We start from the raw sequence: 23,043 nt of genomic DNA on the forward strand, positions 1-23,043 counted from the left end.
ATGAGCACTGAAGTTCGCGTTCCAACTCTGGGCGAATCCGTCACCGAAGCCACGGTCGCCACCTGGTTCAAGAAGCCCGGCGATGCCGTCGCCGCCGATGAAATGCTGTGCGAACTGGAGACCGACAAGGTCACCGTCGAAGTGCCCGCCCCCGCCGCCGGTACATTGGGCGAGATTGTCGCGCAGGAAGGCGAAACCGTGGGGGTCGATGCCCTGTTGGCCACCATTGCCGAAGGCGAAGGCGCGGCCCCTGCCCCGGCGGAGAAAGCCCCGGCCGAAGCTCCGGCAGCTGCCCCTGCGGGCGGTGGTGACAGCGTCGATGTCATGGTGCCGACCCTAGGTGAAAGCGTGACCGAGGCGACCGTGTCCACATGGTTCAAGGCCGTGGGCGACAGCGTCTCGGCAGATGAAATGCTGTGCGAGCTTGAGACCGACAAAGTGTCTGTCGAAGTGCCCGCGCCAGCCTCGGGCACGATCACCGAAATCCTGTTCAAGGAAGGGGAAACCGTGCAGGCCGGTGGCAAGCTGGCCACCATGTCCTCCTCCGGTGGGGCCGCGGCCCCGGCCGTTTCAGCCCCCGAGCCTGCCCCCGCCGCGGCGGCAACCGGCAAGGATGTCGAAGACGCCCCGTCGGCCAAAAAGGCGATGGCCGAGGCCGGTATATCCGCCGATCAGGTCACCGGTTCGGGCCGCGACGGACGCATCATGAAAGACGATGTGGCCAGGGCCGCCGCCGCGCCTGCAGCGCCTGCACCGGCAGCCGCCCCCGCGCAAGCCCCGCGCGCGCCGGTGTCGGCCGATGACGCCGCCCGCGAGGAACGGGTGAAAATGACCCGCCTGCGCCAGACCATCGCGCGCCGTCTGAAAGACAGCCAGAACACCGCCGCCATGCTAACCACCTATAACGAGGTCGACATGACCGAGGTGATGGCCTTGCGCAGCCAGTACAAGGACGAGTTCGTCAAGAAACACGGTGTCAAACTGGGCTTCATGTCCTTCTTCACCAAGGCCTGCGTGCATGCCCTGAAAGAAGTGCCCGAGGTCAATGCCGAGATTGATGGCACTGATATCGTCTATAAGAACTTCGTGCATATGGGCATCGCTGCTGGTACGCCGACGGGCTTGGTTGTTCCGGTGATCCGCGATACGGATCAGATGAGCTTTGCCGAGATCGAAAAACAGATCGCCGAAAAAGGCGCCCGCGCGCGGGATGGCAAACTGTCGATGGCCGAAATGCAGGGCGGGACGTTTACGATCTCCAATGGTGGCGTCTATGGCTCGCTGATGTCCTCGCCCATCCTGAACCCGCCACAATCGGGGATTTTGGGCATGCACAAGATCCAGCAACGGCCCATGGTGGTGAACGGCGAGGTCGTCGCCCGGCCGATGATGTATCTGGCGCTCAGCTATGACCACCGGATTGTGGATGGCAAAGGGGCTGTGACGTTCCTTGTGCGGGTCAAGGATGCACTGGAAGACCCCCGGCGGTTGTTGATGGATTTGTAAAAAATCCACGCTGTCTCAAGGCATCGCTTGACCAAGAGCGGTCAAGCGATGCCCGTGTCGTAAACATAATGGGATTAGGAACTGGAGACTGATGAATACCCCATTCGGTATATGGCTTATTGGCTTGTCTAGCGCTCTCATCTGGCTCACCATGGCAGTTAATATCATGAAAGTTCTACTAGGGTATTCGATAGGCAACTTTGAATTTGAGGGCTCTCAAACCATTGTGCTGTTGGTCTCTATCCCGCTTCTGGCCGCCACTTTTGGTCTTAGCTTCTATTGTTTTCGGCGAAGTAGAAAAGCGATCTGGGCTATGGTTGCTGTGTTTCTGGCCATAGCCATACCCGCGCTCATTGTCATGACATCCCAATTCATGATGCAAACTAATGATGTCGCTTACAGCGACACTTACTATTCAACAGTTTACATCAGTTGGAAAAGAGCGCTGTTTTTGGGTGTAGTATGGCTGGTAGGGCTTTACTATCTAATCCTTTCCGCAAAGAGGGGACTTCTCAAATGACCCCCGAACTCACCGCCCTTACCCTCGCTGCGCTCCTGCAAGTCGTTCAGTTCGTCCTGATGGCCGTGCCCGCCAATATGGAACTGGGGCCGGGCAAGACGGCCTCGCCGCGGGATCGCGAGCGGTTGGGGGGCAGTCTGGAAGATCAGCTGTCGGTGAAAACCGCGCGGCTTTACCGGGCGCTGAACAACCATTTCGAGGGGTTGATCCTGTTCACCATTGCCTGTGTGGTGATCACCCTCTCGGGTCAGTCCACCCCCTTCACCGCCGCATGTGCTTATGCCTATCTGGGCGCGCGCCTTCTCTATATCCCGGCCTATTACTTTGGCTGGCGGCCCTGGCGGTCGCTGATCTGGTTTATCGGCTTTGGCGCCACCACGCTGATGCTGCTGGCGGCGCTGGTCTGAGCGATGGCTTATCTGACCCCACCCACCAAGCTGATATGCCCCACCTGCGGGTTTGAGGGCCATATTGTGGTCGTTGTGGGCGTCGGGCCGGGATCGCGTAGGGGAGATATCCCACAGCGCTATTTCAATGAGTCGGGCCCCTTTGCCAAGGGCAGGACCGAGGACGGGATCGGCACGCTGAATTGCCCCAAGGACGGCACATTGCTTTGGACCAACAAACGCGGTGCCCGCGCCTATGGCCCGCTGACCATGAAAGAAATGCAGGGCATCCACGGGCGCAAGTGGCTGGTGCCGGGTACAGAGAACCCGTTTCCCCCCAAAATCCCGCGCATTGATCCGCGCGATCCGTTTTCAGGAAAGCCGCCCCCTAGACCGCGCCCCATCAAACACAGGTGATCCGGTTGCATGCGCGCACGCCACGGCGCATGCTGCCATAAACATGAATTCTGACCCCAAGGGAGGTTATCACATGGCTCAATACGACGTGATCGTCATCGGCTCTGGCCCCGGTGGATATGTGGCCGCAATCCGCTGTGCGCAGCTGGGCCTGAAAACCGCCTGTGTTGAAGGGCGCGAGACATTGGGCGGCACCTGCCTGAATGTGGGCTGTATCCCGTCCAAGGCGCTTTTGCATGCCAGCCATCAATTGCACGAGGCACAGCATAATTTCCCCAAGATGGGTCTGAAGGGCAAAGCGCCCTCGGTCGATTGGAAACAGATGCTGGCCTATAAGGACGAGACAATCGGCCAGAACACCAAGGGCATCGAATTCCTGTTCAAGAAGAACAAGATTGATTGGCTGAAAGGCTGGGGCTCGATCCCCGCGGCGGGCAAGGTCAAGGTGGGCGATGAGGTGCACGAGGCGAAGAACATAATCGTCGCCAGCGGGTCCGAGCCATCGTCCTTGCCGGGTGTTGAGGTCGACGAGAAAGTTGTCGTGACCTCAACCGGCGCGCTGGAGCTGGGCAAAGTGCCCAAGAAGATGGTGGTGATCGGCGCGGGCGTCATCGGACTGGAGCTGGGGTCGGTCTATGCGCGCCTGGGCACCGAGGTGACTGTTGTGGAATTCCTCGATGCGATCACTCCGGGCATGGACGCCGAGGTGCAAAAGACCTTCCAGCGTATTCTGAAAAAGCAGGGTCTGACCTTCAAAATGGGGGCCGCCGTGCAATCGGTTGAGGCGACCAAGACAAAGGCCAAGGTGCATTACAAACTGCGCAAAGATGACAGCGAACACATGCTAGACGCGGATGTCGTTCTGGTCGCCACTGGGCGCAAACCCTTTACCGACGGTCTGGGGCTTGAGGCGCTTGGGGTTGAGATGTCCGAGCGCGGGCAGATCAAGACCGACGATCATTGGCAGACCAATATCAAAGGCATCTACGCGATTGGCGATGCCATCGACGGTCCGATGTTGGCCCATAAGGCCGAGGATGAGGGCATGGCCTGCGCCGAGGTTTTGGCAGGCAAGCATGGCCATGTGAATTACGGCGTGATCCCCGGCGTGATCTACACCCACCCCGAGGTGGCCAATGTGGGCGAGACTGAACAAACCCTGAAAGAGGCGGGCCGCGCCTATAAGGTCGGTAAGTTTTCCTTCATGGGCAACGGTCGCGCCAAGGCGGTGCATGCGGGCGACGGGTTCGTGAAAATCCTGGCCGACAAAGAGACTGATCGCATTCTGGGTTGCCACATCATCGGCCCGGCGGCAGGTGATTTGATCCACGAGATCTGCGTGGCGATGGAGTTCGGGGCCTCGGCCGAGGATCTGGCGCTGACCTGCCACGCGCACCCGACCTTCTCGGAAGCCGTGCGTGAGGCCGCGCTGGCCTGCGGCGACGGGGCAATCCACGCATAAGCGGTAGGGTGGGGTTTCACCCCACCTTTCTACCACATGCGCGGCTTGGCATATTCTTCGTAATTCGCGTCATAGTCCGGGCCGCCCATCTCTCCATCTGACATATCCGCAAGGATTTGCCCGACGGTGGGCACGCTATCCTTGTCGTTCCGGCTCCACAGGCCCGAGCGCATCAGCGCCTTGGCGCATTGGGTATAAACCTCGGCAATCTCGATCACGATCACAGTGGCGGGCAGGATCGACTTGCGCGCAAAACTTTCGCGCAAGGGCAGATTGTCGGTCAGAACAGCCCGGCCATTGACGCGCACCGTGGTGTTTGATCCCGGCACCATGAACAGCAGCGCAATGCGCCCATCTTCGACAATATCGCGCAGGCAATCCAACCGGTTATTGCCACGCCAATCGGGCATCAGAAGGGTCTGGGCATCCTGAACCCGCACCACCGGGCCATCATCCCCGCGGGGGCTGCCATGCACGCCATCCGGCCCCACGGTCGACAGCACACAAAACCGCGCGCCTTCGATCCAGTCCCGATAAAGCGGGGTCAGCCGTGTGGCGACCTTGGTCAGCGAGGCAGGCACCGCATCGGGGTAAAGCCCGGTCAGCTCGTCAGTCTTCTTGAGTATCCGCATCGAACCCCGCCTCTTTCATCAACCGGTTCGAGTGGGTTTCCACCGACTCTTCCAGCCGCGTCATGAACTCTTCTTTCGGCAGGCCCGCCCTGATACGGGGCAAGAACTCGACCACCGCCAGACCCGGCTTGCGATAGATCCCGCGCTTGGGCCAGAACACACCGACATTGGCTGCCACGGGCACACAATCCTGCCCCAGCTCGGTGTAAAGCACGCTGGTGCCCACCTTGTAAGGCGCCTTGACGCCGGGGGCGATCCGCGTGCCTTGCGGGTAAATAATCAACTGGCCGGGATGCGCGTTCCCACGGGCAACATCAGACACCATCTTCTTGATCGCTTGAGACCGCTTGCCGCGATTGACCGGCACACAGCCGATCCGCAGCCCGTATTGGCCAAGAAACGGCGCATACATCAGCTCGCGTTTCATGATGAACTTGCCCGCCGGCACCGCCCCGAAAATCATAATGATATCAAGGAACGACTGGTGCTTGGCCGCGATCATGACCTCATCGGTGGGCACCTCCCCACGCACTTCGGTACGTAACCCGACCATCCAACCGGCGGTCCAACAGACCCAACGGCAGTAGGTCTGACAGGCGGTCAGCGCGCCCTTGCGACTGACCACGGCCCAGGGAAAAAACAAAAGCGCCAGAACCGCCATCATGAGATACATCTGGACAATAAACAGCAGCGACCAGAACCAGTGGATTGCGTATCTCATGACATGTCTTTCAAGGTTTTACGGGCCGCCGCCTGCGTGGCGGCAAAGGCCACACCGGCAGCCAGAGGCGGGACAACAAACGGCCACAACCAGTGCCAGCCTTGCAGGCCCAGCCCGGTGAGGAACCCGCCTTCTGCCTGGGCCGAAGGCAGCAACAGGATCGCAAAACAAGCCAGCGCAGCCCCCACGGCCGCGCCACCAAGGGCGCGCAGGGTAAAGCGGCGCACGAAGGCCTGCGCGATGTACCCATCCCGCGCGCCGACCAAGCGCAGCACCTTGATCAACTGTTCATTTGCCGCCAGCGCCGCATTGGCTGCCAGCGTGATGATCGCCGCCGTGGTCGCTGCGATCAGCAACAGCGACACCCAGCCCAGCAACCGCAATCGCGTGGCCGCGCGCACCAGCGGCTTGCGCCATCTGGTGTGATCATCCAGCACTGCACCCGGCACTTCTGCCGCCAGCCGCAACCGCAATCCTTCGGCGTCAAAGCCATCAGCATCTTCAATAACCTCAATCAGCTGCGGGATCGGAAGAGTATCCACTGGCAGGCCCGGGCCAAACCATGGCTCAAGCAAAGCACGGTGCTCATCACTGCTGAGCGCGCGGGCGCTGGCCACGCCCGTGGTGGTCTGCAGCACGGCCAAAGCCGCTTCGGTCTGCGCTGTCATCTGGCCTTCGGGGGCCGAGATGCGGATGGTCGAACTGCGCGCCAACTCATCCCCCCAGCGATCTGCCAAGCGCCCGGTGGCAAGCGACAGGGCAATGGCGAACACCGCCAGAAAGGCCATCGCCCCGGCACTGAACAGGGTCAGCCAGGCGGTGTAGCCGGTCGGAGGGACAACGCGGTCGGCCTGTGCATCGCCCATCAGGAAACCGGTCAGTTTGGAGATATCGGGGCGCTGCATCACAAATCCGCCCCCGCCAGTTGCAAACGACGGTTGGAAATCCGCAGCACCCGGGCCTGCACATGTGCCTTGGCCGCGCGGATCAGCGCCAGATCATGGGTCGCAATCATGATCGTCTTGCCCATGCGGTTCAATTCGACCAACAGATGCAAAAGGCGTTGCGACATTTCCCAATCCACATTGCCCGTTGGCTCGTCGGCCAGCACGACGTCAGGCGACATGATCACCGCACGGGCCAGCGCGGCGCGCTGCCTTTCGCCGCCTGACAATTCCGGCGGAAGGGCATCGGCGCGCTGTGTCAGCCCCACCCAGGTCAGCAATTCCTTGAGATTGGCGCTTTCCGAGAGCAAATCACGGCCTGACACCATCAGAGGCAGGGCCACATTTTCCGAAAGCGGCAAGTGATCCAGAAACTGGCAATCCTGATGCACAACCCCCACGCGGCGGCGCATCATGGCGATGTCATCCCGCTCCATCGCGCGCAGATCGGCGTCGAACAGGCGGATATGTCCGGCCGTGGGCAACAGGGCCCCGTAACAAAGCTTCAGCAAGGTGGTCTTGCCTGACCCGGACGGCCCGGTCAGAAAATGAAACGATCCGGGTTGCAGCTTGAGCGATATCTCACTCAGCAACTCGCCGCCGCCATAGCTATAGGCCACATTTTCCAGCTCGATCAAAGGCTGCCCCCCACGACGCACATTTGTCCCTAAATGCCCCAGAGGACACATATGTGCAATGATCTGGGACGCGGATTTCTTTGCACTTTTCCACAGGGGTGTTACGACTTATGCTAAGCGTTAACAACAACGCCGCGAAACCGTGGCAGGCAGACAGGTGACGTCATGAGGCTGACATGCCCGAATTGTGGGGCACAATACGAAGTCCCCGATGAGGTGATCCCCGAGTCCGGGCGCGATGTGCAATGTTCAAATTGCGGCGATACCTGGTTTCAACACCACCCCGATCACGCGCCAGACCCCGAGGAAGCGCCCTCGGAAGAGCCAAGCTGGGATGCCCCGAGCGAGGCAGAAGAGGTTGAAGAGGTCCAGGCAGAACCCGCGCCCGAACCGGAGCGTGAGGAGGACACCGAAGACGAGGACTCTGAGGAGCAGGGCGAAGAAACGCCGGAGCCGGACGGCCCCACCCGCAAGGAATTGGACCCCGAAGTCGCCGATGTGCTGCGCGAAGAGGCCGAGCGCGAGCGCGCAGCCCGTGCCGCCGAGGGCAGCGAAAGCCTTGAAACGCAACCCGAACTTGGGTTGAACGAAGGGGCCGACGAGGCCGACCGGCGCGCGAAAGAGGCCCAGGCCCGCATGGCCCGCCTGCGTGGCGAGCCCGAGGCCGACCCGGACGAGGACGATGGCCCCGACCCCGGCACAAGGCGCAACCTGTTGCCCGATATTGACGAAATCAATTCCTCGCTGAGTTCGGACAGCACAGACCCCGGCATGGTGGAACCCCACGACACCCATGACGCGGCGACTGCCCGTCAATCCGGGGGGTTCCGCCGCGGTTTCCTGACGATGGTGCTGTTGGCCGTGATTGGTTTGCTGCTTTACGTGTTTGCCCCGCAACTGGCCGCTGCCGTCCCTGCGCTTGAGGGGGCTTTGGCGGCTTATGTTGAAATGGTCAACGGGCTGCGCGGGTGGCTGGATCAGCTGATAGGCGGCCTGATGGGCGCGGCGGACGGGACGTCAAACGAGGGCGGCTAACCCTGCGCAAACGCCACAATCGCCCGGGTCAGACAGTCGAGGCTATCGGTCCATGGTGCGCCTTCGGGCAGCGCATGGCTCAACAAGGACAGTTCCGTACACGCCACCAGCAGGTGATCCGCCCCGGCGGCGATCAGGGCGTCGGCCTCGGCTGTAAAGGCCGCTTCCACTGCAACGCTGCGATCCCCGGCTTTCACGGCGCGTATGATTTCCAGCAGTGCGCTGTCATCTGCCAACGTCACCGCCTCCAAACCATGCGCGGCAAACGGGGATGAAAAGACCCCGGTCAGCCGCGTCGCGGGTGAGGCCAGCATGCCCACCCGCCCCGCGCCTGTGGCCTGCAGGGCCGCTGCAGTCAGATCAAGCATGTTCAGAAACGGCAGCGCGCTCGCCCCCACCACGGCGGGGGCATAATGATGCGCTGTGTTGCAGGGCATGGCCAGCGCGGCCGCCCCCGCCCCTTCAAGATCGCGGGCCATCTGCGCCAGCACGGGGCCGGGATCGGCGCCCGTGCCGTCAATCAGTGCGGCAATGCGCGAGGGCACCTGGGGGTTCTGGTGCACGATCAAAGGCACATGATCCGCGTCATCCTGTGCGGGCACAGCCTCGAAAACCTTTTGCATCAGCAGGATGGTGGCCTCGGGCCCCATCCCGCCCAGAATGCCGACTGGCCTCATTTAGGCACGTCAAAGCAGTGGCTGTACCCGGTCAGGCCGATGGCCCCGCCCGTGTGCAGGAACACGACCTTCTCGCCCTTCTTGAAATGCCCCTTACGGCACAGATCAATCAGGCCCGCGCCCCCTTTGGCCGAATAAACCGGGTCCAGCAGGATCGCCTCGGTCCGGGCAAAGAGGTCGATCGCTTCCAGCGTATCATCCGCCGGGATACCATAGCCGGGACCGACGTAATCGGTGTTGGCCACCACGTCTTCACGCGTGACAACACCGGGGCAGCCCAGCTTCTCGGCGGTTTTCACGGCGAGGTTATAGACGTTTTCTTCCTGCTTGGGTTTGGGTGCACGCACGCCGATCCCCAGAAGCGGAATGTTGGCATTCATCGCCTTGAGGCCGGTGATGAGGCCCGCCTGCGTGCCCGCGCTGCCTGTCGCGTGGACGATGTGATCGACGTTCAGATCCATTTCAACGAATTGCTGCAGCAACTCAAACGCGCAGTTCACATAGCCCAGCGCGCCGGTGGCGTTCGAGCCACCGCCGGGGATGGTGTAGACGTTGCGGCCTTCGGCGCGGAACTTGTCGGCCACGGCTTCCATCTCGGCGTTCATGTCCAGATCGGGGCCGCGATGTTCCATCGTCGCGCCATGCAGATGATCGAGCAGCACGTTGCCGTTATATTTGTAGTTGTCGTAGTTATAGCCGGTGCGATCTTCCAGCAGGATGTGGCAATCCATGCCCAGCTTTGCCGCCGCGGCCGAGGTCTGACGCGCGTGGTTGGATTGCGTCGCCCCTTGGGTCATCACCATGTCGGCGCCCTGCGCCTGTGCCTCGGCCATCAGGTATTCCAGCTTGCGGGTCTTGTTGCCGCCGGTGGACAGGCCGGTGCAATCGTCACGTTTGATCCAGATCTCGGGACCGCCAAGCGCCTCGCTCAGACGCGGCATGTGCTCAAGCGGGGTGGACAGGTGCGCCAGACGGACGCGCGGGAATTGGGCTAGGTTCATGGGAATGCTCCGGATCAGGTAAGGGATGGCTCGGCGCGAAAAGACCATATTCAACGCTTGCATTCAAATGCGAAATCAGGACTTCATATTGCAAGACTTGCAACTTTGAGGGTATCTCATGAAGCTTGAATGGATCGAGGATATCCTAGCTGTCTTGGAATCCGGCTCGTTCACGGCGGCGGCTGAACGTCGGTACTTGACGCCTTCAGCCTTTACGCGGCGCATCAGAGCCATGGAAAGCGCATTGGGATGTGACTTGTTTGATCGCAGCCGCAAACCGATCACCCTTTTGCCTCATGTGCAAAATATGGAGGTCGAGTTGCGCGATGCCGCCCGCCGGTTTCGCGAGCTGCGCTTACGACTGTCAGACGCCGAAGGGCACAACCGCAACCGGTTACGGCTTTGTTGTCAGCATGCCCTGACCACCACGGTTGCCCCCTCGTTGCTGCGCGATCTGGGGCAGGAGCGCCAAACCGAGCTGCGCATCCGTTCGGGGACACGCAGCGATTGCCATCTAATGCTGCTGCGCCAGGAGGTGGATTTCGGCCTGATCTATGAAACGCCTCAGGACGCTTTGCAATTCGACAGTTCCCTGTTCGAGAAGATCGGCTTTGGGACCGACCGGCTGATCCCTGTTGCAAACATCCGCGACGCACCGCACCTCTTTGACGCGCTGAAGGCGGGGGAGTTGCCACTGATCAGCTATCCCGCGAACATCTATCTGGGCGAGGTATTGCGCGTTCATATCCTGCCGCACCTGCCGCGTGGCATTGTCACCCACAGTCTGGCCGAAACCGGGTTAACCCCGGCGGTTCTGCAATTTCTGCGTCAGGGGTTAGGCATTGGCTGGCTGCCACACTCCATGGCCCGCGAGGCGCTGGAGAGGGGCGAATTGTCCGATCTGTCAGGTGATCTGCCCTGGGCCACGCTTGACATCCGGGTGATCCGCGCGCGTGGGGGCGGCAAAGACGCCGCCTTTGCCGCCTGGGACATCTTGCAGTCCCAAAGCGCGGGGCCGATCCCTTAAACGCTGGCCGCGCGGGGCAGTGATGTCATACCGGGATCAAGGCGCAGATCGGCACTGCGGGCATGACCTTCCATACGCTCCTGGCGGCTGATCGCGGCACTGACCCGGGCCAACTCATGTGCAGCGCCGGCATCGACCTCCTGCCATGTCACTGTTTTAAGGAACTTGTGCACGCTCAGCCCGCCGGTATAGCGCGCCGCCCCGGACGTGGGCAGCACATGGTTGGGGCCAGCGGCCTTGTCGCCGAACGACACGGTGGTGTTTTCGCCCAGGAAAAGCGAGCCATAAGCCAGCAAACGATCCCGCCACCAGGGCAGATCGGCAGCCTGCACATGCAGGTGTTCGGGCGCTTTTTGGTCGGCAAATTGCGCCATGTCTTCGCGGGTATCACACAGCACCACCTCACCCAGATCGGCCCAGGCGGTGGTGGCCGCACTCCGGTTAGGCTCGGGCAGATCGGCGATCACTCGCGGGATCAGCGTCATTACCGTCTCGGCCAGAGGTTTGTGAGTGGTGGCCAGCCAGACGGGGCTATTGGCGCCATGCTCGGCCTGACCAACAAGGTCGATCGCAACGGTTTCCGGATCGGCCGTCTCATCCGCCAGCACGAGGCTGTCGGTGGGACCGGCAAACATGTCAATGCCGATGGGGCCGAACAACTGGCGCTTGGCCTCGGCCACATAAGCGTTGCCGGGGCCAACAAGGATATCTGCAGCGGGCGCGCCGAACATGCCAAAGGCCATCGCGGCAATCCCCTGCACGCCGCCGATGGTCAGGATACGCGTGGCACCCGCAAGGTTCATCGCATAAAGCATCGCGTCGGGAATGCCCTGATCACCGTTGGGAGGAGAAACGGCCGTGATATCCGGCACACCGGCGACGCGGGCGGTGCCAATCGACATCAGCGCGCTGGCGATATGGGTATAGCGCCCGCCGGGCACGTAACACCCTGCCGCCTGCAACGGAATCTGTTTTTGCCCCGCGATCAGGCCGGGGCGCAGCTCGATTTCCATGTCCTGCGCGGTGGCGCGCTGGGCCTCGGCAAAACGTGTGATGTTGTCATGGGCCCAGTTGATATCATCTTTGACGTCCTGGGGAACACGGGCGACGGCCTCGGCGATCTGGTCAGAGGTCACGGTGATCTCACCCTGCCACTTGTCCAGTTGCCGGGCATATTCCAGCGCAACCTGCGCACCCCCGGCCCGCAGCCGGGCCAACATGATCTGGACGGTATCGCCAACATCGGCGAGGGTTTCAGGCGGCTCTCCGGCCGATGACTTGAGATATGTGACGGGCATATGCGATCTCCTCCGCCCTTCACATGAGGGAGAGGGCGGGGACAGGGCAAGCCCCTGGCCCGACTGGAAGCCCTGTTTTTTCAGGGTCTGAACACGGGTTTCGGGATTCCCGAAATTACCCGGTCAAATCGCGGCTTTCAGGCCCATTCCGGCTGTTTCGAGCAAATCAAGCACCATGTCATAGGCGCCATTCTGATCCTGCGCATAGTAGGGGTCTGGCACATGATCCAACCCCAGTTCCGGCGCATAGTCGGTCATCAGATGCACCGGCGTGATGTCCCCGCCGGGGCGCAATGCCTCGATATCCTGGAGGTTCTGAGCATCCATCGCGATGATCAGATCAAAGGTCTCGAAGTCACCGGCATGAAACTGCCGCGCACGCAAATCCGACAGATCATAACCGCGCGCGCTGGCGGCCCGCACCATGGGGGGATAGGGCGGGTCGCCCACATGCCAGTGTCCGGTCCCTGCGCTGTCGGTGTCCGCCTCCGGGGCCAGGGCGCGAAACACCCCCTCGGCCGCTGGTGAGCGGCAAATGTTGCCCAAACAGACAAACAGGATTCTGGTCACGCAAGCTGGCCCTTCATCATCGCCCAATGCTGAGGCACCGAAGGGATGAAAAACAGGATCCACCACCCCGCGCCATAGGCCAACAGCATTGCCGGAATCCAGATGATCGACAAGGCCAGACCAATCGCACCGGTAACCACAAGCGCCGTGTGGGGGTTGACCAGTCGCAACAACATCAGATGCAACAGCTTGCCGCCGTCCAGAGGTTGCACCGGGATCAGGTTAAACACCGCCAGAAAGCCGTTCACATAGGCGAATTGCTCAAGCAGCATCGCGATTTCTGCGCGGGGGCCATAAAACAACGTCTCTGGATTTTCCAGGGCCGCGGCATCCGCGATAATCCACAACCAAAGCCCCTCGGACATCAACGAACAGCCCGCCCAAAGCGCGATGTTCACAATCGGACCCATTGCCACGATGAATTCCTGCTGCCAGGCCGAGGCCGAGCGTGCCCGTTCGCAAAACCCACCCCCGCCATAGAGCACCACCCGGCGCACCGGCACGCCCTGCACCTCGCAGGCCCAGGCATGGCCAAGTTCGTGCAACAGGATCGCAATGAGCAACATGGCAATGAAGGTGGCCGTCCAAAGCAGGTCACCGCCAGACATCATCACGTAAAACGCGATCAACATTAGCAGTGAGCCGCCGATCTGGATCGGGATGCCATAGGGGCCGCGGAACTCGTAAATCGGGGTTGTGTCTTTGAACATGGGTTTGGGACTTCAGGTCTTTGTGGTTACATTGGGGGTAGTCCCTGAACCTTCTGTCACAAAAATCCCCAAAATTTAGCGAAACTGAGGCATGAAAAAGATAGTTATTCTTACCGGCGCCGGCATCTCGGCAGAAAGCGGGCTGGGCACGTTTCGCGACGAAGGCGGGCTATGGGCGCAGCATGCGATCGAGGATGTTGCCACGCCCGAAGGCTTCGCCCGCAACCCCGCCCTTGTTCATCAGTTTTACAACGCCAGGCGCGCGCAGGCGGTGAAGGCCGCACCCAATGCCGCGCATACTGCTCTGGCCCGGCTGGAAGCCGAATGCGAAGGCGAGGTATTGATCGTGACGCAAAACGTGGATGACCTGCATGAGCGGGCCGGCAGCCGGAATGTCATTCATATGCATGGTGAACTGGCGGGCGCATTGTGTCACGCCTGCGATCATCGCTGGAAAGCGCCCCTGGAAATGGCGCCGGGCGATCTTTGCCCCGCGTGCCAGACCCCGGCCACGCGACCCGATATCGTCTGGTTCGGCGAAATCCCCTATGGCATGGACCGAATTGACCCTGCCCTCAGCAACGCTGATTTATTCGTGTCCATCGGCACGTCCGGGCAGGTCTATCCGGCGGCGGCCTACGCGCAGCATGCCGCCCGTATGGGGGCTGAAACGCTTGAATTGAACATGGAGCCGTCGGCCAATTCCCGCGATTTCATGGATGCAAGATATGGGCCCGCCACCGAGGTGGTCCCTAAATGGGTCGAAAACCTGCTGGCCGGGTAGATGGCCGGGGGCGCCAACACCGCGCCCCCGCCCCGTTGATCAGTCCGAGCCGTGATCGTGGCTGTGCTCTTCCTTACGTTCCAGGTCAACCTCGATCTCGAACTCCATCTCGCCGGCCTTTTCAAAGATCAGCGTCAAGGGAATTTTCTTGCCCTGTTCAAAGCTTTCGGTGAGACCCATGAACATGACGTGCTTGCCGCCGCGTTTCAGGTGAATTTCGCCATCCTTGGGCAGTTCGAAGCCTTCTTCGACATGCTTCATCTGCATCACGCCATTGGCGTCTTCCTGATGGGTGTGCAGTTCGACCCGCTTGGCCACGGGCGACGAGGCACCGATCAGGCGATCCGCTTCGCCGTCATGGTTATGGATCATCATGAAAGCGGCGCCCGACTTGGCCGAAGGGGTTGAAGCACGGGCATAGGCATCATGCAGCTCGATCCCTCCGGCCCATGCAGTGGTTGCCGTGAAAGCGGCCACAAGACCCGCAAGCGCAGTGGTTTTGAAAGACATCTGATGTCTCCTTATCAAAAGAAATAGAACGTGGATTTTGGGTGAGGGTCGTAAGGATCAGGCCGTTAAAGGCGGTCCGCGGGCCTGAGGAGTTGCCGAACGGGTGCCGTTGTTCAGTCCAACCTCAGTGAACCGGACCTTCTGATAGGCCTGCGGCGCCGGAGCCGTGTGCGCAGCGGTCACCAGAGCGGTGTTCAGCAGCGATAGCGTGGCGTCAGGACAGATATGCGGCGGGCCAACCGGGTTGCCTGTCGCATCGACCGAAACCATCACTGGTCCTTGCCCGGTACAGATCACCATCTGCCCATCCGGGCCGGGCATACCGCGTGCCACGGCCATGCTGTGGCTGGTGAAAACCAGCATCACGGACAGGGCAACGGCCACAAATATGCGCAAACCACGAGTCATCGAGGCGGAGTTAATCACCATCTTCCCCGGGTTGCAAAGGGACAAAAGGAAACAGCCCCGCCGAGGCCGGCAGGGCTGTTTTCAGACTATCAGAAAGGTCGTCGGATCAGCCGTTTGCGGCCAGAGCCTTGGCAACTTCTTTCTTCACTTTCAGCGCGTTGGCCGAAAGTTCGGTGTCTTTGGCCTTGGCCAGGTAGGCATCCAGGCCACCCCGGTGATCAACACTGCGCAGCGCCTTGGCCGTGATACGCAGCTTGATGCCGCGGCCCAGGGCTTCGGATTGCAGGGTCACGTCATTGAGGTTCGGCAGATACCGACGCTTGGTCTTGTTGTTGGCGTGGCTGGAGTTGTTGCCAACCATCGGGCCAATTCCGGTCAATTCGCAGCGGCGCGACATGGGGTCATCCTCGTGATCTGGTGGGGAGGTGATACCGCCCCTCTCAATACAAATGGGCACCGCCACAGGCAGCGCCCCGAATTCTGTCTGGCGTCTTTAGGCGGATTGGGGATGGGCGTCAAGGGATTCGAAAGGCAGCGCAGCACAAAAGCAAGTGAATAAATCGGCGTTCCATCAAAGCCAGGAGAGCTTTGTTCGCTTTGAGCCCGAAGCGGTAACCCTCCGCGCGGAATCAAGGCCGCAGGCCGCCGCGCGGTCGCCAGACCGCCCGAAAGGGCTGGCGATTTGGCCGTGCTCAGCGCGATGCGGTGATCTATTGCGGATTTGGCTGCCATAAATCACATCACAGAGATGTTGGATCGCCATTCCGCGGTCTGGCCCTCGCGCGGCTTGCGTGAATGCCCGCTCTGTCTCGTCGAGCGACCCTGCTTTGGCGAGATGAGGCCACATTTAACCGCCGCATCGCCGCAATCCCTTTGTGAACCTGATTTGTTAAATACTGCGGTGAATACCAATGGCGACTATCGATGTTGTTCCGAAAGAAACTGCTCATAGTCTTCAATCCAGCGTTTTTCGCACCAAGCGTTCTCTCCGAACTTTCTGATCTGCGATAGTTCTTCGGCCTCTGTACGGGAATTAACCCATGGTAAGATACGTTTCGTTACAATCACTGCAAGTTTTCCGAGACACTCGCTGACAATGCGCGCGTCAGCTTCCGAGTAATTCAAGGTGTGAATTCTCCAGCGCCCTAAATTCTCGGGTTGGTAGTCAAGTTTTGGCTGACGCCACCCATCGAAGTCATCGAAAATCAGCTTTCTAGGGCAATCCTGAACATAAATCGGTTCTTTCGAAGGATCGTCGCTGTTGATCGGGCGCAAGAAGGTGTGACGAAAGCAAATCACAGAACGTGCTGAGCCAGGTCTTGCCAATCGTCCTCCTTGCCTAAGGATGCGAAGCTCGCGATTTTCCTGTACATACCGCATGGACTTGCTGCGGCCCACAAAGTCAAAACCCTGCTCAAGGAGCGGTTGGGCAAACTCCTGTTCGAACATTGTCGCGAACTCTTGACTGTCCATAACCATGTTTCCGACCAATCCAGACGAAGTGATTGAGCAATCAATAACAGAGGTTGAATCCGAGACAAGCGAACGGCAGTTTCGTCCGCTAAAGCTGGCATTCCTCTAAAACACCACATTCAGCATCACCATCGACACGATCAGGAACAGCACCGTCATGATCCCGCCCGAGCGGATGAAATCGGTCACCTTGTATCCCGCAGGCCCCATGATCAGCGCGTTCACCTGATGGGTCGGGATGATGAACGAGTTCGAGGTCGAAATGGCCACCGTCAAGGCAAACACCGCCGGATTGCCACCCGCCGCGACGGCAATCGACACCGCCAATGGCACCAAAAGCACCGTCGCCCCGACATTCGACATCACCAGCGAAAACGCCGTGGCCAACACCGCCACGCCCAGTTGCAGCGACCAGATCGGCCAGCCATCCAGCGCCACCAGTATCTGTTGCGCAATCCATTCCGCCGTTCCCGTACTTTGCACCGCCTGCCCCAGCGGGATCAGGCTGGCCAACAGGAAAACCGTGTTCCACCCGACCGCGCGATAGGCCTCGTCGATGCTGAGCACCTTGGTCAGCAACATGCCCACCGCCCCGGTCAACAGGCACAGTGACAGGCGCACATCCGTGAACAGGATCATCGACAGCGATACCATGAAGAAAAACAGCGCATAACCCACCTTTTGCGGGCGCAGTTCTTCCTGTGGGAAATCGGCAGTGACCACGACAAAATCACGATCCCGCTTGATCCGCACCAGGTTATCCCAGCGGGTATGGGCCACCAGCATGTCACCGGATTGGAACGGTACAAGGCCGATGGCAGTGGGCTTGTGGTCGCCATATTCCACGTGGCTCAGGTTCTCCTCGCCGCGGTGGATCGCCAACAGGCTGAGGCCATAGGTCTTGCGCAGCAACAGATCGCGCGGGCATTTCCCGATCAGCTTGCTGTCAGGCGGGATCACCACCTCGGCAATCCCGGCATTGGTGGGCGCGAACTCTTCGGCGAAGACATCCAGATTGTCACGCACCGTCAGGCCGTATTTCTCGGCAAACTCGCGCACGATCACATCCTTGCCGATGATGGCAAGACGGCAGGGCGCAGCAATCTCGGCGGTCAGGATCTGCACCATCGACACTTTGCCACGGTAATAGGTCGAGATGATGTAGAGGTGATTTTCAAGGTTGATATCGGCCAGTATCTGGCCCACCAGCGGGCTGTCTTCGGGCACGTCGACCTCGAACACCGAGGCTTTCAGACCATAGACCCGCTGCAGGTAATCCGATGTCCCCTGACCTTGCGACGCCTCAAGCTTGGTCGCACCGGGCAGGACAAACCGGCCGAGAAGCATGAAATAAGCAATCCCTGTCAGGACCAGCGCAAAACCGATGGGTGTGACGGAAAACAGGCCAAAGAGGTCCATCTGCTGATCCGCCGGCAGGTTTCGGTTGGCCGAGGCGATCAGATCATTCAGCAGGATCAGCGGCGAGGAACCGACCATTGTCATCGTCCCGCCCAGAATCGCGCAAAAACCCATCGGCATCAGCAGACGCGACAGCGGAATGCTGGTGCGCGCCGAAATCCGGCTGACCACCGGCAGGAACAGGGCGGCCGCGCCAACATTCTGCAAAAAGCTTGAGATCACCCCGACCGTGCCTGACACGATGGGCAATACCCGGTTTTCCGTCGATCCGCCGTATTTCAGGATTTTCGCGGCGACCTTGTTCATGATGCCGGTCTTGTCGAGACCCGCCCCCACGATCATCACCGCAATGATCGAGATCACCGCATTTGACGCAAACCCGTCAAACAGGTGGTTCACATCTGCCAGATTTTCGAGGCCCGGGACGTAGGACAGAATGCCGATCAGCACCAGGACAAGGATTGCCGCAAGGTCGACCCTGATGATCTCGGACACGAAGAGGAAAATGGTGAATCCCAACGCGCCCACCACCACGGCCATTTCCGTGGTAAAGGCAATCTGTTCCATAGCCGTCCCTTTTTTACTCAACTGTGGGCATAAAACGGGCATCCGTCAAATCAGCGTGCCCATCTGCAAACCCGTCGATTTCTTGAAAACACCCTTGATTTCAAGATTCGATGAGACCCGACGCCTCTTTGGACCTTATGGTAACATCAGCGCAGGGAGTGAGACGTGCTGGCAGAAATCGACCTGATGATTCGCGGGGCCGTGATCGGCATCTCGGTGCTGACCTTTGCGATTCTGGCCTCGAACGCGCGGACGCGGCGCAAGTCTTTATCGCTTGGGGCCATATCGCTTGCTCTGGCCGGCGAGATGACCCGGGCCAGCGGGATCGGCCCGGTATGGTCGCCCGACGCGATAGACCCTGCGGTGTTACTATCCCATTTCATGCCACTGGCCCTGACCTGGTTTGTCCTTGATCTGTTCCTGGAACCGCCCGAGCGGCGCGAAGCCGGGCGCGTGTTCTATCCATTTGCCAGCGTGCTTGTCATGATGTGCTTCGAGCCGTTTCAGGCCCCCAAGGTGCAGGTGCCGCTGACGCTTCTGCTGTTCATCGGGTTGGCTTATGTGGTGATGCGTTCGGCCCAGGATGATCTGGTCGAAAATCGCCGATCCTTCCGCGTGGTGTTCATCCTGATGATCATGCTGTTTGGCATCACCAAGACAATCACCGGCACCTTGTTTACGCCCGAGACCCAACCGGTTTGGCTCCCGACCAGCTTTGCCGCGACAATCCTCGCGTTCGAAATCGTGTTTGGGTATTGGGCCCTGCGCCCGGGCGGCAGTTTGTGGTCGTCGGATGAAACGCCGCGTCCGCGCACCACTCCAGAGGCGACCGATCTGGTCGATACCCATCTGCTGGCACAGATTGACAGCGCGATGGAGCATGAATTGTGGCGCCGAGAAGGGCTGACTATCGGGGAAATGGCGGATGAATTGCGCGTACCCGAGCATCGCCTGCGCAACGCCATCAACCGGGATCTGGGCTATCGCAACTTTCCCGCCTTCGTGAATGGGTACCGGATTGCCGCCGCCAAGGCCGCGCTGGCCGCGCCCGAGAACGCCCAGAAAACCATCCTTGAGATTGCCTATGACGTGGGCTTTGCGTCGCTCGGGCCTTTCAACAAGGCATTTCGCGCCATGACCGGCACATCACCGCGTGATTATCGCCGCTCGGCCTTGGACGATACGTCGATTCCTGCATAAACCGCTCGATTCCGGGATATCCGCGTTCATTTTGAAATCAACGCGAAGACCACCAGCCGCGCCTCCATGTTTGATCCATCACATCAAACAGGAGGCTCTCAGATGCTGAAATCCATTACCCTCGCCCTTGGTTTTGTTGCGGCGCTTGGCACGCAGGCCATTGCCATGAATTCATTGCCTTATGTGCCCTCGCTCTGGCCCGCCGAAGGGGCGTTTGACACGGGCAAGACCAGCCCGTCCATTTCCAGCAAGAACGCAGACACCCCGGCCTCGTCACAGCAGCCGCACGATCGGTAACGGGCAACCCTCTGCCCAGTTCGGGCAGGGGCGTTAACTCTCGGGTGCGACCAGGGTCTGCAGGATCGCCTTGGCGCTGTCCGAACTCCAGTCGGCATCGCCTTGCAAACGGGCGATTTCATTCCCTTCGGGGTCCACGATCACGGTGATCGGCAGGCCAAAGACGCCCATGGCCCGCGCGACCTGCGATTTCGGGTCGCGGTGCAGGGGCAGGTTATCAACGCCGATCTCTTCAAAGAACTTTGCCATGGCGGGCCGCGCATTGCGGCCCGTTGCCAGTGTGACCACCTCGAACGTGTCGCCCCCCAGCTCGGTCTGCAAATCCGACAGCATCGGCATTTCCTTGCGGCAGGGCGCACACCACGTGGCCCAGAAATTCAGCAACATGTATTTGCCGCGATAATCCGCCAGCGTGCCCTCGCCCCCGTCGGCCGCTTCAAAGGCAATCTCGGAGACAGGTTTGGCCGTCTCGTGAAACACCAGCTTTTTCATGTCGCCAACGCGCAGGGCCTCAAGATCAGCCATGTCGGCAGCCGCGGTATTTGCACTAAGCCCAAGGGCCAGATAAAGGACGAGCCAACGTAGTTTCATCTTCCCTCCAAGGGGCAATCTCATGACCAATTCATCCTCGAACCAGATGTGGGGCGGACGGTTCCGCGCCGGTCTCGATCAGATCATGGAGGCGATCAATGCCTCGATCAGTTTCGATCAGCGCATGGCCGCACAAGACATCGCAAGCTCAAGGGCCCATGCCGCCATGTTGGCCGCCACAGGCATAGTCAGTGATAAGGACGCCGCAGCGATGAGGGAAGGCCTGCTCACGGTCTTGTCAGAAATCGAAAGCGGGGAGTTTGAATTTTCCAGCGCCCTCGAAGACATCCACATGAATGTCGAAGCACGCCTGAAAGCCTTGATCGGCGAACCCGCCGGGCGTCTGCACACGGGCCGGTCGCGCAATGACCAGGTGGCCACCGATTTCCGTCTTTGGGTGCGGGATCAGATGGATGCGGCCATTGCCGGGATCGAGGCGCTTCAGACCGCGTTGCTGGGTCAGGCCGAGGCCGGGGTCGATTGGGTGATGCCCGGCTTTACCCATCTGCAAACTGCACAGCCCGTCACATGGGGGCATCACATGATGGCCTATGTGGAAATGCTGGGCCGGGATGCGTCGCGATTCCGCGATGCGCGCGCGCGGATGAATGAATGCCCGCTGGGCGCCGCCGCGCTGGCCGGGACATCCTTTCCGATTGATCGCGAGATGACGGCGAAGGATCTGGGATTTGACCGTCCCTGTGCCAACTCGCTGGATGCAGTCAGTGACCGCGATTTTGCGTTGGAATTCCTGTCGGCCGCTTCGATCTGCGCGATGCATCTCAGCCGTTTTGCGGAAGAGCTGGTGATCTGGTCCTCGGCGCAGTTTCGTTTTGTCACACTATCGGACGCGTTTTCCACCGGCTCGTCCATCATGCCGCAGAAGAAGAACCCGGATGCGGCCGAACTGATCCGCGCCAAGGTGGGGCGGATTTTCGGCGCAAATGTCGCGCTGATGATGGTGATGAAGGGCCTGCCGCTGACCTATTCCAAGGACATGCAGGAAGACAAGGAACAGGTGTTTGACGCCGCCGACAACCTGATGCTGGCGCTGGCCGCGATGCAGGGCATGGTGCGCGATATGTCCGCCAATCGCGAGGCTTTGGCCGGGGCTGCGGGGGCAGGGTTTTCCACCGCCACCGACCTGGCCGACTGGCTGGTGCGGGTGCTGAACCTGCCGTTTCGTGACGCCCACCATGTCACCGGCACGCTGGTGGCCATGGCCGAAGATCAAGGCTGTGACCTGCCCGATCTGACGCTGGAACAGATGCAATCCGTGCATTCAGGCATCAATGATACTATCTTCGAGGTGTTGGGGGTTGAGAATTCCGTCGCTTCGCGCGTCAGCTATGGCGGCACAGCCCCGGTACAGGTTCGGGCACAGATCGCCCGCTGGAAGGAGATTTTGGGATGAGACTTCTTATGGCAATCCCCATCGTGGCGCTTTTGGCCGCATGCGGCGCGGATGGCGATCCGGTGCGCCCTAATGTAAGCACCGGGATCAGCGTCAACAGCAATGGCAAGGTCAGTACGGCAACGTCTGTGTCTGCCTCATCCGGCAATGTGACGGTGGCTGTCGGCCTGTGAAGTGGCTGTTTCTGGCGCTGGCCATTTGGGGCGCCATTCACCCGATGGTCTATTTCTTCCAGTGGTTCGGCGAAAACGGCTATGACCTGATGGCGATGGTGGATGCGTGGCATGTAAACGCCGCCACCAGCGGGCTGGTCTGGGACCTGACCATCGCCGCCGTGGCCCTCACGATCTGGATTCTTTACGAGACCGCGACACGGCGCGACTGGCTGCGCCTGATCGCGATCCCGGCTACGTTCTGCATCGGTGTCAGCTGTGGTTTGCCCCTTTACCTGTTCCTGCGAATGCGGTGAGGCCAAGCGGGGCATCCCGGGTTTGAACAAACCGGACGTTCAATGAGCCGCTTCGCGGGACGAAGCGGACCTTCGCTATGTGCCAGCCACCGGAGGCCAGCGTCAGCCCCTGGGGTGGCGACCCACCATTTGCTTCGGGGCGCTTTATGCTCGCAAAGTACATCCACAGAACGAGCGCAGCGCCTGTGTCAGAGTAATCGCCAGCCCAAGGGAGGGGCTGACGATGGCCGGGCCGCTACGCGGCTGTTAACCGGCTTGGTGCTTAACAGCGACGACCGCACTGGGCTCTATGCAGTTATCGGATGCAGCGCGGCATCTGACGACCCACGGCCATGGTTGGCGACATAAGCAGCCCAATCCTGTCGTT

General features: G+C 60.4%; 28 protein-coding genes. 13 read left to right on the plus strand and 15 right to left on the minus strand.

The genetic code is table 11. From position 1 onward, the window contains the following. From odhB to lpdA, 5 genes are all read left to right on the plus strand, one after another. A complete protein-coding gene (odhB, locus tag V6N02_RS13920; RefSeq protein WP_371226208.1) occupies nucleotides 1-1,506 on the plus strand; it encodes a 2-oxoglutarate dehydrogenase complex dihydrolipoyllysine-residue succinyltransferase in 1,506 nt (501 codons plus the stop codon). A 91-nt stretch (nucleotides 1,507-1,597) separates the two neighbouring features. Next, complete coding sequence (locus V6N02_RS13925) at nucleotides 1,598-2,026, plus strand: hypothetical protein (RefSeq protein WP_371226210.1); 429 nt, start codon at nucleotides 1,598-1,600, stop codon at nucleotides 2,024-2,026. After that, complete coding sequence (locus V6N02_RS13930) at nucleotides 2,023-2,433, plus strand: MAPEG family protein (protein ID WP_371226211.1); 411 nt, start codon at nucleotides 2,023-2,025, stop codon at nucleotides 2,431-2,433. Before V6N02_RS13925 ends, V6N02_RS13930 begins: the two co-directional genes overlap by 4 nt. A gap of 3 nt (nucleotides 2,434-2,436) precedes the next feature. After that, nucleotides 2,437-2,829, plus strand: coding sequence for a hypothetical protein (locus V6N02_RS13935; RefSeq protein ID WP_371226213.1), 393 nt, complete (start codon nucleotides 2,437-2,439; stop codon nucleotides 2,827-2,829). 73 nt (nucleotides 2,830-2,902) lie between these two features. Further along, nucleotides 2,903-4,291 carry a dihydrolipoyl dehydrogenase gene (gene lpdA, locus V6N02_RS13940; RefSeq protein ID WP_371226215.1) on the plus strand — a complete coding sequence of 463 codons (1,389 nt, stop codon included), beginning with the start codon at nucleotides 2,903-2,905 and terminating at the stop codon, nucleotides 4,289-4,291. Between the two features lie 29 nt (nucleotides 4,292-4,320). Here lpdA and V6N02_RS13945 read toward each other — a convergent pair whose 3' ends face one another. Genes V6N02_RS13945 through V6N02_RS13960 form a run of 4 tightly spaced genes read right to left on the minus strand, consistent with a single transcriptional unit; the run spans nucleotide 4,321 to nucleotide 7,226 of the window. Then, nucleotides 4,321-4,923: a pyridoxamine 5'-phosphate oxidase family protein gene (locus tag V6N02_RS13945; RefSeq protein WP_371226217.1), complete on the minus strand. Its 603-nt coding sequence runs from the start codon at nucleotides 4,921-4,923 to the stop codon at nucleotides 4,321-4,323. Then, nucleotides 4,901-5,644, minus strand: coding sequence for a lysophospholipid acyltransferase family protein (locus V6N02_RS13950; protein ID WP_371226219.1), 744 nt, complete (start codon nucleotides 5,642-5,644; stop codon nucleotides 4,901-4,903). Before V6N02_RS13950 ends, V6N02_RS13945 begins: the two co-directional genes overlap by 23 nt. Next, entirely contained in the window at nucleotides 5,641-6,549 is a 909-nt protein-coding gene (locus V6N02_RS13955) for a cell division protein FtsX (protein WP_371226221.1), read from the minus strand. Before V6N02_RS13955 ends, V6N02_RS13950 begins: the two co-directional genes overlap by 4 nt. Further along, nucleotides 6,549-7,226 (minus strand): cell division ATP-binding protein FtsE, encoded by a 678-nt coding sequence (locus V6N02_RS13960; protein WP_371226224.1) that lies wholly within the window; start codon nucleotides 7,224-7,226, stop codon nucleotides 6,549-6,551. Before V6N02_RS13960 ends, V6N02_RS13955 begins: the two co-directional genes overlap by 1 nt. 165 nt (nucleotides 7,227-7,391) lie before the next feature. Here V6N02_RS13960 and V6N02_RS13965 point away from each other — a divergent pair, with 165 nt between their 5' ends. Continuing rightward, nucleotides 7,392-8,261, plus strand: coding sequence for a zinc-ribbon domain-containing protein (locus V6N02_RS13965; protein ID WP_371226226.1), 870 nt, complete (start codon nucleotides 7,392-7,394; stop codon nucleotides 8,259-8,261). Here V6N02_RS13965 and cuyB read toward each other — a convergent pair. Then, on the minus strand, nucleotides 8,258-8,938 hold the full coding sequence (gene cuyB, locus V6N02_RS13970; protein WP_371226228.1) for a cysteate racemase: 681 nt from the start codon (nucleotides 8,936-8,938) through the stop codon (nucleotides 8,258-8,260). The two genes, V6N02_RS13965 and cuyB, sit on opposite strands and share 4 nt — an antisense overlap. Continuing rightward, nucleotides 8,935-9,939, minus strand: a complete 1,005-nt coding sequence (gene cuyA / locus V6N02_RS13975; protein WP_371226230.1) for a D-cysteate sulfo-lyase — start codon at nucleotides 9,937-9,939, stop codon at nucleotides 8,935-8,937. Before cuyA ends, cuyB begins: the two co-directional genes overlap by 4 nt. A 118-nt stretch (nucleotides 9,940-10,057) precedes the next feature. Between cuyA and V6N02_RS13980 the strand changes: the two genes are divergently transcribed. Next, a complete protein-coding gene (locus V6N02_RS13980) occupies nucleotides 10,058-10,966 on the plus strand; it encodes a LysR family transcriptional regulator (protein WP_371226232.1) in 909 nt (302 codons plus the stop codon). On the opposite strand, the gene hisD is transcribed toward V6N02_RS13980, so the two are convergent. The 3 genes from hisD to V6N02_RS13995 form a co-directional block, all read right to left on the minus strand. Further along, complete coding sequence (gene hisD, locus V6N02_RS13985) at nucleotides 10,963-12,264, minus strand: histidinol dehydrogenase (protein ID WP_371226234.1); 1,302 nt, start codon at nucleotides 12,262-12,264, stop codon at nucleotides 10,963-10,965. The genes V6N02_RS13980 and hisD overlap by 4 nt on opposite strands. A gap of 123 nt (nucleotides 12,265-12,387) precedes the next feature. Further along, nucleotides 12,388-12,834, minus strand: coding sequence for a low molecular weight protein-tyrosine-phosphatase (locus V6N02_RS13990; protein WP_371226236.1), 447 nt, complete (start codon nucleotides 12,832-12,834; stop codon nucleotides 12,388-12,390). Further along, nucleotides 12,831-13,544, minus strand: coding sequence for a site-2 protease family protein (locus V6N02_RS13995; protein ID WP_371226238.1), 714 nt, complete (start codon nucleotides 13,542-13,544; stop codon nucleotides 12,831-12,833). Before V6N02_RS13995 ends, V6N02_RS13990 begins: the two co-directional genes overlap by 4 nt. Before the next feature lie 91 nt (nucleotides 13,545-13,635). On the opposite strand from V6N02_RS13995, the gene V6N02_RS14000 reads away from it, so the two are divergent. After that, nucleotides 13,636-14,328 (plus strand): NAD-dependent deacylase, encoded by a 693-nt coding sequence (locus V6N02_RS14000; protein ID WP_371226240.1) that lies wholly within the window; start codon nucleotides 13,636-13,638, stop codon nucleotides 14,326-14,328. 39 nt (nucleotides 14,329-14,367) lie between these two features. Here V6N02_RS14000 and V6N02_RS14005 read toward each other — a convergent pair whose 3' ends face one another. From V6N02_RS14005 to V6N02_RS14025, 5 genes are all read right to left on the minus strand, one after another. Next, complete coding sequence (locus V6N02_RS14005) at nucleotides 14,368-14,838, minus strand: copper chaperone PCu(A)C (RefSeq protein ID WP_371226242.1); 471 nt, start codon at nucleotides 14,836-14,838, stop codon at nucleotides 14,368-14,370. A gap of 57 nt (nucleotides 14,839-14,895) precedes the next feature. Then, nucleotides 14,896-15,267: a hypothetical protein gene (locus tag V6N02_RS14010; RefSeq protein WP_371226244.1), complete on the minus strand. Its 372-nt coding sequence runs from the start codon at nucleotides 15,265-15,267 to the stop codon at nucleotides 14,896-14,898. An 85-nt stretch (nucleotides 15,268-15,352) separates the two neighbouring features. Continuing rightward, nucleotides 15,353-15,643 carry a 50S ribosomal protein L28 gene (gene rpmB, locus V6N02_RS14015; RefSeq protein WP_371226246.1) on the minus strand — a complete coding sequence of 97 codons (291 nt, stop codon included), beginning with the start codon at nucleotides 15,641-15,643 and terminating at the stop codon, nucleotides 15,353-15,355. A 521-nt stretch (nucleotides 15,644-16,164) separates the two neighbouring features. After that, nucleotides 16,165-16,719 (minus strand): hypothetical protein, encoded by a 555-nt coding sequence (locus V6N02_RS14020; protein WP_371226248.1) that lies wholly within the window; start codon nucleotides 16,717-16,719, stop codon nucleotides 16,165-16,167. Between the two features lie 105 nt (nucleotides 16,720-16,824). Next, nucleotides 16,825-18,705 (minus strand): SLC13 family permease, encoded by a 1,881-nt coding sequence (locus tag V6N02_RS14025; RefSeq protein ID WP_371226250.1) that lies wholly within the window; start codon nucleotides 18,703-18,705, stop codon nucleotides 16,825-16,827. Between the two features lie 165 nt (nucleotides 18,706-18,870). Between V6N02_RS14025 and V6N02_RS14030 the strand changes: the two genes are divergently transcribed. Continuing rightward, nucleotides 18,871-19,905 (plus strand): AraC family transcriptional regulator, encoded by a 1,035-nt coding sequence (locus tag V6N02_RS14030; RefSeq protein WP_371226252.1) that lies wholly within the window; start codon nucleotides 18,871-18,873, stop codon nucleotides 19,903-19,905. A gap of 102 nt (nucleotides 19,906-20,007) precedes the next feature. After that, nucleotides 20,008-20,202, plus strand: a complete 195-nt coding sequence (locus tag V6N02_RS14035) for a hypothetical protein (protein ID WP_371226254.1) — start codon at nucleotides 20,008-20,010, stop codon at nucleotides 20,200-20,202. Nucleotides 20,203-20,235: 33 nt separating this feature from the next. Here the strand turns inward: V6N02_RS14035 and V6N02_RS14040 are convergent, their stop codons facing one another. Beyond that, entirely contained in the window at nucleotides 20,236-20,793 is a 558-nt protein-coding gene (locus tag V6N02_RS14040; RefSeq protein WP_371226256.1) for a TlpA family protein disulfide reductase, read from the minus strand. A gap of 22 nt (nucleotides 20,794-20,815) precedes the next feature. Here V6N02_RS14040 and argH point away from each other — a divergent pair, with 22 nt between their 5' ends. Genes argH through V6N02_RS14055 form a run of 3 tightly spaced genes read left to right on the plus strand, consistent with a single transcriptional unit; the run spans nucleotide 20,816 to nucleotide 22,676 of the window. Further along, the gene (gene argH / locus V6N02_RS14045) at nucleotides 20,816-22,207 is read left to right on the plus strand and encodes an argininosuccinate lyase (RefSeq protein WP_371226258.1); all 1,392 of its coding nucleotides are present in this window, start codon (nucleotides 20,816-20,818) and stop codon (nucleotides 22,205-22,207) included. Next, complete coding sequence (locus V6N02_RS14050) at nucleotides 22,204-22,380, plus strand: hypothetical protein (RefSeq protein WP_371226260.1); 177 nt, start codon at nucleotides 22,204-22,206, stop codon at nucleotides 22,378-22,380. The genes argH and V6N02_RS14050 overlap by 4 nt, the downstream gene beginning before the upstream one ends. After that, complete coding sequence (locus tag V6N02_RS14055) at nucleotides 22,377-22,676, plus strand: DUF2834 domain-containing protein (RefSeq protein ID WP_371226262.1); 300 nt, start codon at nucleotides 22,377-22,379, stop codon at nucleotides 22,674-22,676. Before V6N02_RS14050 ends, V6N02_RS14055 begins: the two co-directional genes overlap by 4 nt. Nucleotides 22,677-23,043: the final 367 nt, after the last annotated feature.

This window comes from Roseovarius conchicola (assembly GCF_041403425.1).
Taxonomy (GTDB): Bacteria; Pseudomonadota; Alphaproteobacteria; order Rhodobacterales; family Rhodobacteraceae; genus Roseovarius; species Roseovarius conchicola.

Coding starts and splice junctions, on each gene's coding strand:
- odhB (WP_371226208.1), top strand. CDS start 1: ATGAGCACTGAAGTTCGCGTTCCAACTCTGGGCGAATCCGTCACCGAA.
- V6N02_RS13925 (WP_371226210.1), top strand. CDS start 1,598: ATGAATACCCCATTCGGTATATGGCTTATTGGCTTGTCTAGCGCTCTC.
- V6N02_RS13930 (WP_371226211.1), top strand. CDS start 2,023: ATGACCCCCGAACTCACCGCCCTTACCCTCGCTGCGCTCCTGCAAGTC.
- V6N02_RS13935 (WP_371226213.1), top strand. CDS start 2,437: ATGGCTTATCTGACCCCACCCACCAAGCTGATATGCCCCACCTGCGGG.
- lpdA (WP_371226215.1), top strand. CDS start 2,903: ATGGCTCAATACGACGTGATCGTCATCGGCTCTGGCCCCGGTGGATAT.
- V6N02_RS13945 (WP_371226217.1), bottom strand. CDS start 4,923: ATGCGGATACTCAAGAAGACTGACGAGCTGACCGGGCTTTACCCCGAT.
- V6N02_RS13950 (WP_371226219.1), bottom strand. CDS start 5,644: ATGAGATACGCAATCCACTGGTTCTGGTCGCTGCTGTTTATTGTCCAG.
- V6N02_RS13955 (WP_371226221.1), bottom strand. CDS start 6,549: ATGCAGCGCCCCGATATCTCCAAACTGACCGGTTTCCTGATGGGCGAT.
- V6N02_RS13965 (WP_371226226.1), top strand. CDS start 7,392: ATGAGGCTGACATGCCCGAATTGTGGGGCACAATACGAAGTCCCCGAT.
- cuyB (WP_371226228.1), bottom strand. CDS start 8,938: ATGAGGCCAGTCGGCATTCTGGGCGGGATGGGGCCCGAGGCCACCATC.
- cuyA (WP_371226230.1), bottom strand. CDS start 9,939: ATGAACCTAGCCCAATTCCCGCGCGTCCGTCTGGCGCACCTGTCCACC.
- V6N02_RS13980 (WP_371226232.1), top strand. CDS start 10,058: ATGAAGCTTGAATGGATCGAGGATATCCTAGCTGTCTTGGAATCCGGC.
- hisD (WP_371226234.1), bottom strand. CDS start 12,264: ATGCCCGTCACATATCTCAAGTCATCGGCCGGAGAGCCGCCTGAAACC.
- V6N02_RS13995 (WP_371226238.1), bottom strand. CDS start 13,544: ATGTTCAAAGACACAACCCCGATTTACGAGTTCCGCGGCCCCTATGGC.
- V6N02_RS14000 (WP_371226240.1), top strand. CDS start 13,636: ATGAAAAAGATAGTTATTCTTACCGGCGCCGGCATCTCGGCAGAAAGC.
- V6N02_RS14005 (WP_371226242.1), bottom strand. CDS start 14,838: ATGTCTTTCAAAACCACTGCGCTTGCGGGTCTTGTGGCCGCTTTCACG.
- V6N02_RS14010 (WP_371226244.1), bottom strand. CDS start 15,267: ATGGTGATTAACTCCGCCTCGATGACTCGTGGTTTGCGCATATTTGTG.
- rpmB (WP_371226246.1), bottom strand. CDS start 15,643: ATGTCGCGCCGCTGCGAATTGACCGGAATTGGCCCGATGGTTGGCAAC.
- V6N02_RS14020 (WP_371226248.1), bottom strand. CDS start 16,719: ATGGACAGTCAAGAGTTCGCGACAATGTTCGAACAGGAGTTTGCCCAA.
- V6N02_RS14025 (WP_371226250.1), bottom strand. CDS start 18,705: ATGGAACAGATTGCCTTTACCACGGAAATGGCCGTGGTGGTGGGCGCG.
- V6N02_RS14035 (WP_371226254.1), top strand. CDS start 20,008: ATGCTGAAATCCATTACCCTCGCCCTTGGTTTTGTTGCGGCGCTTGGC.
- V6N02_RS14040 (WP_371226256.1), bottom strand. CDS start 20,793: ATGAAACTACGTTGGCTCGTCCTTTATCTGGCCCTTGGGCTTAGTGCA.
- argH (WP_371226258.1), top strand. CDS start 20,816: ATGACCAATTCATCCTCGAACCAGATGTGGGGCGGACGGTTCCGCGCC.
- V6N02_RS14050 (WP_371226260.1), top strand. CDS start 22,204: ATGAGACTTCTTATGGCAATCCCCATCGTGGCGCTTTTGGCCGCATGC.